The sequence below is a fragment of the Aeromonas sp. Y318-1 genome, from assembly GCF_027706125.1.
Classification (GTDB): Bacteria; Pseudomonadota; Gammaproteobacteria; order Enterobacterales; family Aeromonadaceae; genus Aeromonas; species Aeromonas hydrophila.
In genome coordinates this window covers 79,398-93,633 of record NZ_JAPDCM010000004.1, presented here as the reverse complement: position 1 = coordinate 93,633, position 14,236 = coordinate 79,398, and the positions used below count along the sequence as shown (strand labels likewise).

Below are 14,236 nucleotides of genomic sequence, written 5' to 3'. Positions count from 1 at the left end.
AAAAAAGAGGCACCTTTATACCAGAGAGTGTGCACCGAGTCACACTGGGCAAAACAAGAAAAACGTTTGTCCGGCATGGGCCTGATCCCTATAATACGCGCGTCTCAATTCCCCCCCACTTCAACACTTGGTGAGAAAGGTCATATGGATATCTTGCGTGGTGCCCCCGCACTGTCTGAGTTTCGTGTCCAAAAACTGCTGCAACGCTTCGCGCAGATGAAACAGGAGAGAGGAGTAGAGATAGAGGATGTCTATGCCGAATACGTGCACTTTGCCGAGCTCTCGAGCCCGCTGTCGCCCCCGGAGCGAGCGACCTTGGGCCAGCTCCTGCGCTACGGCCCGACCATCCCCGAACACACCCCCAGCGGTCAGCTGTTTCTCGTTACCCCCCGCCCCGGCACTATCTCCCCCTGGTCTTCCAAAGCAACCGACATCGCCCACAACTGCGGCCTGAATCAGGTCAAGCGGCTCGAACGCGGCATCGCCTATTACGTGCAGGCCAAGGGTGAGCTGAGCGCCGCCCAGCGTGCCGACGTGGCCGCCGTGCTGCACGACCGCATGATGGAGACGGTGTTTGGCGAGATGAACGAGGCAGCCGCCCTGTTTGCCCATCATGAGCCGCGTCCCTTCACCCAGGTGGATGTGCTGGGCGGTGGTCGCGCCGCGCTGGCCGAGGCCAACGTGGCGCTCGGTCTGGCGCTGGCCGACGACGAGATAGACTACCTGGTGGAGAATTTCACCCGGCTGGGCCGCAACCCCAACGACATCGAGCTCTACATGTTTGCCCAGGCAAACTCCGAGCACTGCCGCCACAAGATTTTCAACGCCGACTGGACCATCGACGGTGAGCAGCAGCCCAAGTCGCTGTTCAAGATGATCAAGAACACCTTCGAGCAGACGCCGGATCATGTCCTGTCTGCCTATAAAGACAACGCTGCGGTGATGGAAGGGAGCCAGGGTGGCCGCTTCTTCCCGAGCCCGGCCAGCGGCGAGTATCACTATCATCAGGAGCGCGTCGACATCCTGATGAAGGTGGAGACCCACAACCACCCGACTGCCATCTCCCCCTTCCCGGGCGCCGCCACCGGCTCCGGCGGCGAAATTCGCGATGAGGGTGCCACCGGTCGCGGCGCCAAGCCCAAGGCGGGTCTGGTGGGCTTCTCGGTCTCCAACCTGCGCATCCCCGGCTTCGAGCAGCCCTGGGAGCAGGATTTCGGCAAGCCGAGCCGCATCGTCAGTGCGTTTGACATCATGCAGGAGGGGCCGCTCGGCGGCGCTGCCTTCAACAACGAGTTCGGCCGTCCGGCCATTCTCGGCTACTTCCGTACCTTCGAAGAGCAGGTGCCGAGTCACAATGGCGTCGAGGTGCGTGGCTACCACAAGCCCATCATGCTGGCCGGCGGTATCGGCAACATCCGCAGCGAGCACGTCCAGAAAGGGGAGATCCCGGTGGGGGCTGCCCTCATCGTGCTGGGCGGCCCGGCCATGAACATCGGTCTGGGCGGCGGTGCCGCATCAAGCATGGCCTCCGGCCAGTCGGCCGAAGATCTCGATTTTGCCTCGGTGCAGCGCGACAACCCCGAGATGGAGCGCCGTTGCCAGGAGGTGATCGACCGCTGCTGGCAGCTGGGGGACGACAACCCCATCGTCTTCATCCACGACGTGGGGGCCGGTGGCCTCTCCAATGCCATGCCGGAGCTGGTGAGCGACGGCGATCGCGGCGGTCGTTTCTCCTTGCGTGCCATTCCGAACGACGAGCCGGGCATGAGCCCGCTCGAGATCTGGTGCAACGAATCCCAGGAGCGTTACGTGCTGGCGGTGGCCAAGGAGAAGCTGCCGCTGTTCAAGGCGCTGTGCGAGCGCGAGCGCGCCCCCTATGCCGTCATCGGCAGTGCCACCGAAGAGAAGCATCTCACTCTCTCGGATGAGCACTTTGACAACCACCCCATCGACCTGCCGCTGGACGTGCTGCTCGGCAAGACCCCCAAGATGCACCGCGAGGTTGTAAGCCTGCCGGCGCAGGGCAAAGCGCTCCAACTCGATGGCATCACCCTGGGCGAGGCTGCCGAGCGGGTGCTGCGTCTGCCCACCGTGGCGGAGAAGTCCTTCCTCATCACCATCGGCGATCGCAGCGTGACCGGTCTGGTCAACCGCGACCAGATGGTCGGCCCCTGGCAGATTCCGGTGGCTGACTGCGCCGTCACTGCCGCTACCTACGACAGCTACCACGGCGAAGCCATGTCGATGGGCGAGCGCACCCCGGTGGCGCTGCTCTCCCATGCCGCCTCCGCTCGCATGGCGGTGGCGGAAGCGCTCACCAACCTGGCGCCGGCCCACATCGGGTCTCTGAAGCGGGTCAAGCTCTCCGCCAACTGGATGGCCGCCGCCGGTCACCCGGGCGAAGATGCCGGCCTCTACGAGGCGGTCAAGGCGGTGGGCGAGGAGCTCTGCCCGGCCCTTGGCATCACCATCCCGGTGGGCAAGGACTCCATGTCCATGAAGACCCGCTGGCAGCAGGATGGCAAGGAGCACAGCGTCACCTCGCCACTCTCCCTGCTCATCTCGGCCTTTGCCAGGGTCGAGGACGTGCGCAACACCGTCACGCCGCAGCTGCGAACCGATCTCGGTGAGACCGACCTTATCCTCATCGACCTTGGCAACGGCAAGCAGCGCCTCGGTGCCTCCGCCCTGGCCCAGGTCTATCGCCAGCTGGGTGACAAGGCACCGGATCTGGACAACCCGGTCCAGCTCAAGGGGTTCTTCAACGCCATCCAGGCGCTGGTGAGCGATCGCAAACTCGTCGCCTACCACGACCGCTCCGATGGCGGCCTGTTTGTCACCCTGGTGGAGATGGCCTTCGCCGGTCACTGTGGCCTCGACCTGCAGCTGGATCGCATCGGTGGCGAGCTGCTGCCGGCCCTGTTCAACGAAGAGCTGGGCGCCGTCATCCAGGTGCGTCGTGAAGACAAGGAGGCGGTGATGACCCTGCTGGCCGGTCACGGCCTGGCCGCTTGCTCCCACGTGCTCGGCACGGTGCGCGAGGGGGATCTCATCACCCTGCAGCGGGCCGGTCAGGAGGTTTACCGCGCCAGCCGTACCGCTTTGCGTACCATCTGGGGCGAGACCAGCTGGCAGATGCAGCGCCTGCGCGACAACCCGGAGTGCGCGGATCAGGAGCATGCCGCCCGTCAGGACGCAGCCGATCCTGGCCTGCAGGCCAAGCTCAGCTACAACCCGGCCGAAGATGTGGCGGCACCCTACATTGCCCGCGGGGTCTCCCCCCGTCTGGCGGTGCTACGCGAGCAGGGGGTCAACTCCCACGTGGAGATGGCGGCGGCATTTGACCGTGCCGGCTTTGCGGCGGTGGACGTGCACATGAGCGACATCCTCGAGGGGCGCATCAAGCTGGACGCGTTCCAGAGCCTGGTAGCCTGTGGCGGCTTCTCCTACGGCGACGTGCTGGGGGCGGGTGAAGGCTGGGCCAAGTCCATCCTGTTCAACGACGGTGCTCGCGAGCAGTTCCAGCGCTTCTTCGAGCGCGGCGACACCCTCTCCCTGGGTGTGTGCAACGGTTGCCAGATGATGTCCAACCTGCGCGAGCTGATCCCGGGTGCCGATCTGTGGCCGCGCTTCGTGCGCAACCGCTCTGAGCGCTTCGAGGCCCGCTTCAGCCTGGTGGAAGTGCAGGACTCCCCGTCGGCCTTCTTCGCCGGCATGGCAGGCTCGGTGATGCCAATTGCCGTCTCCCACGGGGAAGGGCGAGTGGAGGTGCGCGATGCCGCTCACCTGGCCGCGTTGCAACAGAGCGGACTGGTGGGGCTGCGTTTCGTCGACAACCGCGGTCAGGTGACCGAGCAGTACCCGGCCAACCCGAACGGTGCACCGGCGGGTATCACTGCCGTTACCACCACGGACGGGCGCGCCACCATCATGATGCCGCACCCGGAGCGGGTGTTCCGTACCGTGGCCAACTCCTGGCACCCGGACAACTGGGGCGAGGACGGCGCCTGGATGCGGATGTTCCGCAACGCCCGGGTACGTCTGGGTTAAGTTCGCATCGCAAACAAAAAACCGGCCCCTGTGGCCGGTTTTTTTATGGCGGCTTGCCCACTAGAACTGGCCGTGGCCCAGCTCATGGGGGGTGAAATCCCCGCGATCAAGGATGCGCAGGCAGGCATCCACCACCGCTGCATCCAGCTTGCTGCCGCGCAGTTCGATGATGTGAGCCCTGGCCTGGGGAATGCCGAGGGCGGCGCGGTAGGGACGATCGGAGGACATGGATTCCACGATGTCGGCCACCGTGAGGATGCGGGCCTCCAGCAGGATCTGCTCGCCCTTGAGCCCCGCCGGGTAGCCGGAGCCGTCGATGAACTCGTGGTGTTGGTGGATCATCTGGGCGACGGGCCAGGGCAGGGCGATGTCCTTGAGTACCTGATAGCCGGCGCCCGGGTGCTCCTTGACCAGGTTGAACTCCTGCGGGGTCAGCCGGCCCGGTTTGGTGAGGATGTCGAGCGGCACCTGGATCTTGCCGATGTCGTGCACCATGGCCCCCAGATAGAGCCCCCGCAGCCGCTTGTCGTCCAGTTTCAGCTCGCGGCCGATGGCCAGCGCCAGGGTGGCGACGTGCTTCTGGTGGCCGGCGGTGTAGGGATCACGCTGCTCCAGCACGGCGGCAATGGCGCCGAGGGCATCTTCCAGCGCCAGCTCCAGCTGGCGGGCGTGCAGCACCCTGTCGCGCTGGGCGGTGAGATAGGCCTGCTGGGTCGCGCGCGCCTGCAGGCCGTAGGCAAGGTAGTCTGCCAGCTGGCTGAAGAGGTGCACCTCTTCGTCGGTGAAGGGGCGGGCCTGTTCACTGTGAATGAGCAGGCCGCCATGCCCGCCGGCATGCCACTGCAGCGGCAGCAGCAGACGGGCGCGCAGGGTGGCCGAGTGGTGCACCAGCGCGCTGGCCAGGGCTTCGTTGCACGGCGCCCCGGTGCCGATGGCCTGATGCAGGGCGGGATCCCGGGTGAGCCAGTCGTCGCTGGCAAACCAGACCGCGTTGCCCGCCTGCGCCAGCACCTGCAGGGTGTGCTGGTCACTGTTTTCCTGCAGCACGGTGACGAGGGGGAAGCGGCCGTCGAAGGTGATGGCATCGCAGATCTCCTGCAGCAGGGTCTGCTCATCATCCTGCTTGAGCATGGCGTGGTGGGCGCGGCCGATGGCCTCCAGGGTCCAGGTGTACTGCTGCAACCGCTCCTGTTGCTGTTTCTTCTCGGTGATGTCGTCGAAGAAGACGCCGACCCCGACCACCTGGCCCAGCTCGTCGTGCAGAGGAAACTTGGTGGTGCTGAGCCAGCGGGCCTCGCCCCCCTTCAGATAGGGCTCTTCATGGCGCTGGGTGGTGCCGCTGGCAATGACCTTCAGATCGTCATCCCGGTAGCGCTGAGCCAGTTCGGCCGGGAAGAAGTCGGCATCGCACTTGCCGACCAGTTCGGCCGGGGTGAGGGCGAGATCGTCTGCCAGCAGCCGGTTGCAGGCGATGAAGACGGAGCGGGTGTCTTTGAGCAGCACCCGATAGGGCAGCTGATCCATCACCTGGCCAAGCAGGGCGGCCGTGGGCAGCGGGGGAAAGGGCGGTGCGGGTCTTGAACTCATGTCATCCTGCCTCGGTCAAAGGGGGGCAAAGCGATAGCCCGCCTGCCACACGGCGAAGCAGGCGCTGACCACCTGCTCGTCGTAGTGGACACCGGCATAGCGGGTCAGTTCGGCAAAGGCATCGGTAAGGGACATGGCTCGCCGGAACGGGCGGTGGGCCGTCATGGCGGCCAGCGAATCGGCCACCCGGATGATGCGCGCCTCCAGCGAGATGGCATCCCCCTGCAGCCCCTGTGGATAGCCGCTGCCGTCCAGATTCTCATGGTGCTGCTGCACGATGGCGGTGATGGGCCAGGGGAAGTCTATCTGCTGCAGAATTTCACAGCCCGCCTGCGGGTGTTGCTTGATGAGCTCGAACTCCACCTCCCTCAGTGTGCGGGGGCGGGTGAGGATCTCCGCCGGGATCTGCAACAGGCCGATGTTGTGCACCATGGCGGCGAGGCCCAGCCCATCGAGGCGCTCCTGAGAGAGTTGCAGATGCTGGCCGATGGCCAGCGCGAGATCGTGCACACGTCGCTCGTGGCCCGCGGTGCCGGGATCCTTGTGGGCGATGGCGGAGGAGAGCGCCGCTATGGTCTGGAACAGCAGGGTCCGTTGCTGCTGCTCGCTCTCTTTGATGTGGGTGATGTCGACCAGGGCGCCGATGATGCCGGCCACCTCACCTTGATGGTCGTAGAAGAGATCCTTGAAGTTGAGCACCTGATAGCGGTGGCCGCTGCGATCAAACAGGGTGTGCTCGAAATATTGCGGCTGCCTGCTGCGCAGCACCTCCAGGTCGCGCTGGGTGTATTCGTCGGCCATCTCGGGGGGCAGGATCTCGTCCACCCGTTTGCCCTGCAGCTCGGCCTTGCTGATGCCGGTGATCTGGGTGAAGGTCGGGTTGCAGCTGATGAAACGCCCCTCGACATCCTTGTAGAACACCGGGATGGGGATAGCCTTGAGCAGGGACTCGTTGAAGCGCTGCATGTCGACCAGCTCCGCCTGCTGGCGCAGGGCCAGCTGCTCGCTGTCTCGGCACAGCTGGATGGCGCGGGCCAGGTTGCCGAGGATGGGGCTGAACAGGTGGCAGAGCTGTTCCCCCTGCTGCTCCGCATTGGGGGAGAGCAGCAGCATCAGATAGCCCCCCTCGATCCGCAGCCGATAGGCAAACGGGTAGGGGCGCGAGCCTGGCAAGGGCAGCGCTGCCCGCAGGATGCACTGCTCGCCGTCGCTGACCCAGTGGGGCAGTGGGAGCGGCTCTCCCTGATGGCGAAGCAGCTGCTCGTCGCCGATCGCCTTGATGATCTTGTACTCCCCCTGCGGCAACTGCTGCAGCACCAGCCCGACCGGGCAGGCGCAGTGAAACAGAAAGCGCTGCAGCACCTTGGTCAGCAGGGCATCCAGCGTGACCTCGCGGCCGATGCAGAGGGCGAGATCGCAGACGATGGCCATGGCGTGGTCGTTGTTCATCGCAATCCCTCCCCATTGCAGAGAATGGCGCCGTTGTGAAACAGCGGATAGTCCCCCGGCCGCAGGTTGCCAATCTCGCCAAGGGAGAGGGCTCCGACCAGCTGGTGGGCGCCGCTGTGGCTGAAGAGGGTCTCCAGCTCCAGGCTGCTCTGCTCGCCGAAGTGCTGCTGGCGGCCGGCGCAGTAGTAGATCTCGAGGCGTTCCGGTGCCCCGTGCCGGCTCAGTTTTTCGGCCAGCTCGATGGCGTGGGCGGTCGGGCTGTGCGGCGCCTTGAGCAGGGTGAGGATGCTGTGATCCGGCACTTCCCCGACGCAGAGCAGCGCCCCCTCGTCGGTGACGGCGACCGGGATGCGCACGATGACGTCGCCGTTGGCTCGCAGCAGCCCAAGCGGCAGGTGGACGCCGTACTGGTAGAACTGCTCCGGAGTCAGGCGCTGCTGGAACTGCTGCTGGACCAGGGACTGGTAGCGGCTGAAGGCGGGCTGCCAGTCGATGAAGGAGATCTTGTTGCCCTCGCTGCTGGTGGCCAGCATGGGCTGGGCGGTGAGCTGATAGCCGTGCTCGAGCAGGGGGTAGCTGCGATGGGGCAGCAGGGTGCAGCAGACCGCCTGTTCCAGCAGCCTGTGGTTGTCGAACAGGCAGGGCATGGGGCGAAACTGGCCACTGCCAGCATTGACGCCGGCATAGTGGACCCTGTCCGCGAGATGCAGATAGATCCCCTCGAGGAGGGAGGCGATGTTGGGGATCATGGCATCGAAGGTCAGAAAGAGGGTCGGTATGCCTTCGGCTGACGGCCACTGTGCAAGACGAGGAGCCAGCGCGTCGCAGAGGATACGGGCCTGCTCATCGGCGCTGGCGACGGGATCGAGCGGGATGAGCAGCGGGACGTGGGAGGCCGGGCGCGGCAGCAGCCAGGCGCCGCGTTCATGAAAACCGTGACGGCTGAGGAGGCGCGGAAAGAGGGCGCCGCTGAGTTGAATGTCGAGGTGGCTACATTGCTGCTGCAGATCGGCTACGTGCTCTGCATCCTGCTCGGCCAGCAAGACGTCGAGCCGCTGGCCGCGATAGGGGAGCAGTGCCTCGGTCAGTGGCTGCGTATCGAATGAATGAAACGCGGGCTGCATCATCGTTCGGAACTCCTTTCCTGCCAATTATCAATATATCAGCAAGGGGGCGCGGTGGATACCCGGTCGTGTCCGGCAAGCGAGCATAACCCGTTATAAAGGCAGATAAATTTGAGAAAGCTGGTCAGGCATCCCGCTTTGGGCTGATAAAAAAACCGGCCACTTGAGCCGGTTTTTGGGGGGGCGTGAAATCAGTGCAACACCACGTTCTGGAAGCCCTGCACCAGGCTGATGACCGGCTGGGGATAGAGACCCAGCGCCACCACCAGCGCGGCGGAGAGCAGCACCACCAGACCACCGGAAGTGATGGCCCAGTCACCCTTGGCGTCGCGCAGCTGCATGCCGGGTTCGCGCAGGTAGAGGGTGACCATGACCCGCAGGTAGTAGTAGAGACCCAGCGCACTGCCGAGCACGATGGCGCCGGAGAGCCACCACAGCTTCGCATCGACGGTCACCCCGATCAGGTAGAACTTGCCGATGAAGCCGAGCGTCATGGGGATACCGGCCAGCGAGAGCATCATCACGGTCAGCACGGCGGTCAGGTAGGGACGACGCCAGAACAGGCCGCGGTAGCTGTGCAGGGAGTCCGCATCCTTGCCGCGATAGGGGCTGGACATCATGCTGATGACGCCGAAGGCCCCCAGGCTGGTGAACAGATACATCAGCAGATAGACGCCGGCCGCTTCCACCGGCATCTGGCCGAGACGGCTCGCCACGATCACCGCCAGCAGGTAACCGAAGTGGGAGATGGAGGAGTAACCCATCATCCGCTTGATGTTGGTCTGCAGCAGAGCCAGCAGGTTGCCGATGACGATGGAGACCACCGCCATGGCGGCCAGCAGCCAGTGGATCATGGGATCCGCGGCGGCGGGCACCGCCAGGTAGAAGCGCAGCAGCACGCAGAACACCGCGATCTTGCTGACGGTGGCGAGGAAGGTGGCCACCGGGGCCGGCGCCCCTTCGTACACGTCCGGGGTCCAGAGGTGGAACGGCGCCAGGGAGAGCTTGAAGGCAAAACCGACCAGCATCAGACCCAGACCGCCCATCAGCAGCGGGTGGTGAGCCGGGGTGGTGGCCAGGGTCAGCCCCAGATCGCTGAAGCTCAGGCTGCCAGCTTGGGCATAGAGCAGCGCCATGCCGAACAGCAGGAAGGCGGTGGCGGCGGCGGAGAGCACCATGTACTTGATGCTGGCCTCCAGCGAGTGGCGCTCGCGATAGGCATAGCCCACCAGACCGAACATCGGCAGGGTCAGCATCTCGATCCCGATGAACAGGGAGGCGAGGTGACGTGAACCGGCCAGCACCAGGCCACCAGCGGTGGCGATCAGCAGCAGCAGGTAGAACTCTTCCCGGTTGTCCGGGTAGCCCTTGAGCCAGGAGCGGCCGAAGGTACAGGTCGCCAAGGCGCCGATGAGCACCAGGCCCATGTAGAAGACGGCGTAGCCATCGATCTGCAGCAGCGGGGTGACCCCCTGATCGCCCTGTGCCATCACGATGGGCAGGGAGAAAAGCGCCAGGTTGAGGCCGGCGATGGTGACCACGAAGGCGGTGTCATCGCACCGTTTCCAGGCGATGGCCAGCATCAGGGCCACCATGGCCCCGGTTGTCAGCAACAGGGGCAGCAGGGCCAGCAGTTGCGAAGCGGTGAAGGTCATTGCAGTGCTCCTGTAATGGACAAGGAAGGCAACAGGGCCAGCGGTTTAACAGCGGTCACTCTCATTGCAATGCTCCTGCAAAGGGCAGGGCGTACCAGTGCAGCACGCTCAGCAGGCTGTTGCCCGCGGTGTCGAGCACAGGCTGGGGATAGACACCGAGCAACACCAAAAGACCGGCGATGGTCATCATCATCACCAGCTCGCGACTGTCGAGCCCTTTGAGGACGCTCTCGTCCTTGGGGGTACCGAAGCAGGCGCGCTGCAGCATGATGAGGGAGTAGACCGAGGCCAGCACCAGCCCGAAGGTGGCGATGATGGTGAGCACGGGGGCAACCTGGAAGCTACCGATGAGGATCAGGAACTCGCCGACGAAGTTGCCGGTGCCCGGCATCCCCAGAGAGGCGACCGAGAAGAACAGCATCACGCCGGGCAGGTAGCGCAGACGGCCCCACAGCCCGCCCATCAGACGCAGATCCCGGGTGTGCAGACGCTCGTAGAGCTGACCGCACAGGATGAAGAGGCCGGCGGCGGAGAGACCGTGGGCGATCATCTGCACCACGGCGCCTTGCAGGGCCAGCTCGCTGCCGGAGTAGATGGCGATCATCACGAAGCCCATGTGGGAGATGCTGGTGTAGGCCACCAGTCGCTTGATGTCGGTCTGGGCGAACGCCACGATGGCGCCGTAGACGATGCCGATGAGACCCAGCACCATGGCGTAGGGGGCAAATTCGGCGGACGCCTCGGGGAACAGCGGCAGGGCGAAGCGCAGCAGACCGTAGGCGGCGGTTTTCAGCAGGATCCCCGCCAAGTCCACGGAACCCGCGGTCGGTGCCTGGCTGTGGGCATCCGGCAGCCAGCCGTGCAGCGGTACCAGCGGCATCTTGACCGCGAAGGCGATGAAGAAGCCCAGCATCAGCAGCCACTGCACGCCCTTGCTCATCGGGGTGTTCAGCAAGTCCTGATAGTCAAAGGTGAACACGCCGGTGGCGGCATGGTGAGTGAGCACCAGGCCCAGGATGGCGACCAGCATGATGAGGCCGCTGACCTGGGTGTAGATGAAGAACTTGGTGGCGGCGTTGATCCGGGATTTGCCGTCGGTGACCGAGTGGCCCCACAGCGCAATCAGGAAGTACATCGGTACCAGCATCATCTCCCAGAAGAAGAAGAACAGGAACAGATCCAGCGCCATGAAGACGCCGAGTACGCCACCCAAAATCCACAACAGGTTGAGGTGGAAGAAGCCGATGCGCTGCACGATTTCCTTCCAGGAACAGAGGATGGCCAGCACGCCGATGAAGCAGGTGAGGATCACCATCAACAGCGACAAACCATCCACCGCCAGGTGCAATGAGATGCCGAAGCGGGGGATCCAGGGCAGTTGCAGTTCGGCGGCCCAGACGGGCACGCCGCCCTCGGCTGCCAGGGTGAAGTCACCGCTCCACCAGATGGCGCAGGAGAGCAGCAGGCAGGCGCTCATCGACAGCAGGGCGACCCAGCGTACGAAGTACTCGCCGAATCGCTCGGTCTGCCAACAGAGCAGACCGCCGATGAAGGGTATTAACAAGATCCAGAGTAAGGTCACGATATCAGCTCTCGTCTATGTTCTAGTCACTGTGCAGGCCCGTGGGCTTGCTGCGAGTTCAGGGGCTGCATCACGGGATCAGCCGAGCAGCAGCAGGGCCAGGATCAGGGCGGCGCCCATCCCCATGGAGGCTGCATACCAGCGCAACTTGCCGGAAACGGTCCAGGCCAACAGCTGGTGGCCACTCTGTGCCAGCCAGGCCGGCAGGTTCATCATCCAGTCCAGCGGATCCTTGCCGAGCAGCCGGGTCGCCAGCAGATACGGCTTGACCCACAGCTGATCGTAAAGCCAGTCAAAGCCCCAGGCATTGAACCAGAGAGTGCTGAGCAACTTGCCCGGTGCGCTGTTGGCCACGCTGCTGGCCAGACGGCGCTCGCCCAGGAACAGGAAGGCGGCCAGGGCAATCCCGGCGATGGCGATGATGGCGGAGGTGATCTCCAGCCCATGGCGCCCCTCTTCGATGTGATCCCCTGGACCTGCCGGCAGTACCCCCGCCAGCGGCGGCACGATCAGGGCGCCGATACCGGTGGAGAGCACCAGCAGGACCAGCAGCGGCAGCTGATGGGCCAGGCCGTGACCGGCGTGAGCCTGGGTCTGCTCCTTGCCGTGGAAGGCGATGAAAATCAGGCGGAAGGTGTAGAGGGAGGTGAGGAAGGCACCACCCAGACCGGCCCACAGCAGGGCGCTCTGGCCACTGGCCTGCACCTGCCACAAGATGGCGTCTTTACTGTAGAAACCGGCGGTCACCAGCGGCAGCGCGGCCAGGGCCGAACCCCCTACCAGGAAGCAGGCATAGACCAGCGGCAGGCTCTTGCGCAGGCCTCCCATCTTGAAGATGTTCTGCTCGTGGTGGGTCGCGACGATCACGGCACCGGCGGAGAGGAACAGCAGCGCCTTGAAGAAGGCGTGGGTCATCAGGTGGAAGATGGCCCCTTCCCAGGCGCCAACGCCGAGGGCCAGGAACATGTAGCCGATCTGGCTCATGGTGGAGTAAGCCAGGATCCGCTTGATGTCGGTTTGCACCAGAGCCGCAAAGCCTGCCAGCACCAGGGTGATGGCACCGACCAGCGCCACCAGATGCAGGATCTCGGGGGCCAGCAGGAACAGGCCGTGGGTACGGGCGATGAGATAGACACCGGCGGTCACCATGGTGGCCGCGTGGATCAGCGCCGAGACCGGGGTCGGGCCCGCCATCGCATCCGCCAGCCAGGTTTGCAGTGGCAGTTGGGCCGATTTGCCGACGGCGCCGCCAAGCAGCATCAGACAGGCAAACGACAGGGCAGGGGAGCCCTCGGCAAACATCAGCGGTGCGCGTACCAGCAACTCGTGAATGTTGAGGGTACCGAGCTCCCGGTAGAGGACGAACAGACCGATGGCGAGGAACACGTCGCCGACCCGGGTCACCACGAATGCCTTGAGGGCGGCGGCGCCGTTGGCCGGGTTGCGGTAGTAGAAGCCGATCAGCAGGTAGCTGCACAGCCCCACCCCTTCCCAGCCGAGGTAGACGAACAGCAGGTCATCGGCCAGCACCAGAAACACCATGCTGGCGATGAACAGGTTGGTGTAGGTGAAGAAGCGTGAATAGCCCTCTTCCCCGCGCATGTACCAGGAGGCGAACAGGTGGATGAAGAAACCCACCCCGGTGACCACGCCGAGCATGGTCAGCGACAGGCCGTCCAGCGCCAGGCGGAAGGTGGGGGTGAATTCACCCACCGAGATCCACTGCCACAGGGTCTGGGTATAGACGCCGCCCGTTGGCATGGTATTGAGGAAATCGATGCCGACCCACAGGGTAGTGAGGGCCGACAGCCCTATGCTGCCGACGCCGATGAGCGCAGCAGTGCGCTCGCCGAAACGACCGATGGAGAAGGCCAGCACCAGCCATCCCAGCAGCGGAAACAGAAAAGTCAGGTATAGGAGGCTCATCCGCGCATCTCGCTCACAGTGTCCACGTTGAGGGTGTGGTAACGACGATAGAGCAGCAGTAACAGGGCGAGGCCGATACTGGCCTCCGCTGCCGCCAGAGAAATCACCAGTATGTACATGATCTGGCCATCAGCCTGGGCCCAGCGGCTGCCAGCCACCACGAATGCCAGTGCCGACGCGTTCATCATGATCTCGATACTCATGAGGATAAACAGCAAGTTGCGACGTATCAGCAGGCCGCACAGGCCGATACAGAACAGCACGGCAGCCAGCAGCAGGCCGTGTTCCATCGGGATTCCGTTCATCATTGACCTCCTTCTTGAGACGGATGTGCCGAGGCTTTTGGCACGGAGAGCACTTCCCCGCTCTTGTCTTCACGGCCCAGGTGATAGGCGGTGACCAGGCCCGCCAGCAGCAGGATGGAGGCAAGCTCCACCGCCAGCACGTAAGGACCGAACAGGGCGATGCCGACCGCTTTGGCACTGACGTCGGTCAGACCGAGTTCACCGCCGGTGACCCCGAGAATGCCGTAGGCCAGAAAACCCAGCAGAATGAGCGAAAGCAGGCCGGGGCCCACCCAGGTGGTGGGGGTGAGCCAGTTCTTTTCCTGATCCTGGGCCGAGCCCAGGTTCAGCATCATCACCACGAACACGAACAGTACCATGATGGCGCCCGCATAGACGATCACTTGCAGGGCGCCCGCGAAGGAGGCGCCCAGGCAGAAGAAGATCATGGCCACGGCAATGAGGGAGATAATGAGATTGAGCAGCGCGTGCATCGGATTGCTGGTGCTGATCACCCGCAGCGTGCTGTAAATGGCGACCAGGGCCGCGGCATAGAATGCCAGTTCCATGATTGACTCC

Annotated in this window: 9 protein-coding genes; 1 reads left to right on the top strand and 8 read right to left on the bottom strand. The window is 64.4% G+C overall.

Annotated elements, in window-relative coordinates:
• The first annotated feature begins 144 nt into the window (after positions 1–144).
• Entirely contained in the window at positions 145–4,050 is a 3,906-nt protein-coding gene (gene purL, locus OKB87_RS07405) for a phosphoribosylformylglycinamidine synthase (protein WP_270826988.1), read from the top strand.
• Between the two features lie 60 nt (positions 4,051–4,110).
• On the opposite strand, the gene OKB87_RS07400 is transcribed toward purL, so the two are convergent.
• The 8 genes from OKB87_RS07400 to nuoJ form a co-directional block, all read right to left on the bottom strand.
• On the bottom strand, positions 4,111–5,637 hold the full coding sequence (locus tag OKB87_RS07400; RefSeq protein ID WP_270826986.1) for an HD domain-containing phosphohydrolase: 1,527 nt from the start codon (positions 5,635–5,637) through the stop codon (positions 4,111–4,113).
• 15 nt (positions 5,638–5,652) lie between these two features.
• The gene (locus tag OKB87_RS07395) at positions 5,653–7,086 is read right to left on the bottom strand and encodes an HD domain-containing phosphohydrolase (RefSeq protein ID WP_011705654.1); all 1,434 of its coding nucleotides are present in this window, start codon (positions 7,084–7,086) and stop codon (positions 5,653–5,655) included.
• A complete protein-coding gene (locus OKB87_RS07390; protein ID WP_270826985.1) occupies positions 7,083–8,213 on the bottom strand; it encodes an FIST signal transduction protein in 1,131 nt (376 codons plus the stop codon). The genes OKB87_RS07395 and OKB87_RS07390 overlap by 4 nt, the downstream gene beginning before the upstream one ends.
• A 188-nt stretch (positions 8,214–8,401) precedes the next feature.
• Positions 8,402–9,865 (bottom strand): NADH-quinone oxidoreductase subunit NuoN, encoded by a 1,464-nt coding sequence (gene nuoN / locus OKB87_RS07385; RefSeq protein ID WP_017410206.1) that lies wholly within the window; start codon positions 9,863–9,865, stop codon positions 8,402–8,404.
• A gap of 61 nt (positions 9,866–9,926) precedes the next feature.
• A complete protein-coding gene (nuoM, locus tag OKB87_RS07380) occupies positions 9,927–11,447 on the bottom strand; it encodes an NADH-quinone oxidoreductase subunit M (RefSeq protein WP_270826984.1) in 1,521 nt (506 codons plus the stop codon).
• Positions 11,448–11,525: 78 nt separating this feature from the next.
• Complete coding sequence (gene nuoL / locus OKB87_RS07375; protein WP_269383605.1) at positions 11,526–13,373, bottom strand: NADH-quinone oxidoreductase subunit L; 1,848 nt, start codon at positions 13,371–13,373, stop codon at positions 11,526–11,528.
• Positions 13,370–13,678, bottom strand: coding sequence for an NADH-quinone oxidoreductase subunit NuoK (gene nuoK, locus OKB87_RS07370; RefSeq protein ID WP_005299823.1), 309 nt, complete (start codon positions 13,676–13,678; stop codon positions 13,370–13,372). Before nuoK ends, nuoL begins: the two co-directional genes overlap by 4 nt.
• The gene (gene nuoJ, locus OKB87_RS07365) at positions 13,678–14,226 is read right to left on the bottom strand and encodes an NADH-quinone oxidoreductase subunit J (protein ID WP_011705659.1); all 549 of its coding nucleotides are present in this window, start codon (positions 14,224–14,226) and stop codon (positions 13,678–13,680) included. The genes nuoK and nuoJ overlap by 1 nt, the downstream gene beginning before the upstream one ends.
• Between the last annotated feature and the right edge of the window lie 10 nt (positions 14,227–14,236).

Bases quoted from the DNA above. Each gene is read 5' to 3' on its own strand.
- purL (WP_270826988.1), top strand. From the start codon at position 145: ATGGATATCTTGCGTGGTGCCCCCGCACTGTCTGAGTTTCGTGTCCAA.
- OKB87_RS07400 (WP_270826986.1), bottom strand. From the start codon at position 5,637: ATGAGTTCAAGACCCGCACCGCCCTTTCCCCCGCTGCCCACGGCCGCC.
- OKB87_RS07395 (WP_011705654.1), bottom strand. From the start codon at position 7,086: ATGAACAACGACCACGCCATGGCCATCGTCTGCGATCTCGCCCTCTGC.
- OKB87_RS07390 (WP_270826985.1), bottom strand. From the start codon at position 8,213: ATGATGCAGCCCGCGTTTCATTCATTCGATACGCAGCCACTGACCGAG.
- nuoN (WP_017410206.1), bottom strand. From the start codon at position 9,865: ATGACCTTCACCGCTTCGCAACTGCTGGCCCTGCTGCCCCTGTTGCTG.
- nuoL (WP_269383605.1), bottom strand. From the start codon at position 13,373: ATGAGCCTCCTATACCTGACTTTTCTGTTTCCGCTGCTGGGATGGCTG.
- nuoK (WP_005299823.1), bottom strand. From the start codon at position 13,678: ATGAACGGAATCCCGATGGAACACGGCCTGCTGCTGGCTGCCGTGCTG.
- nuoJ (WP_011705659.1), bottom strand. From the start codon at position 14,226: ATGGAACTGGCATTCTATGCCGCGGCCCTGGTCGCCATTTACAGCACG.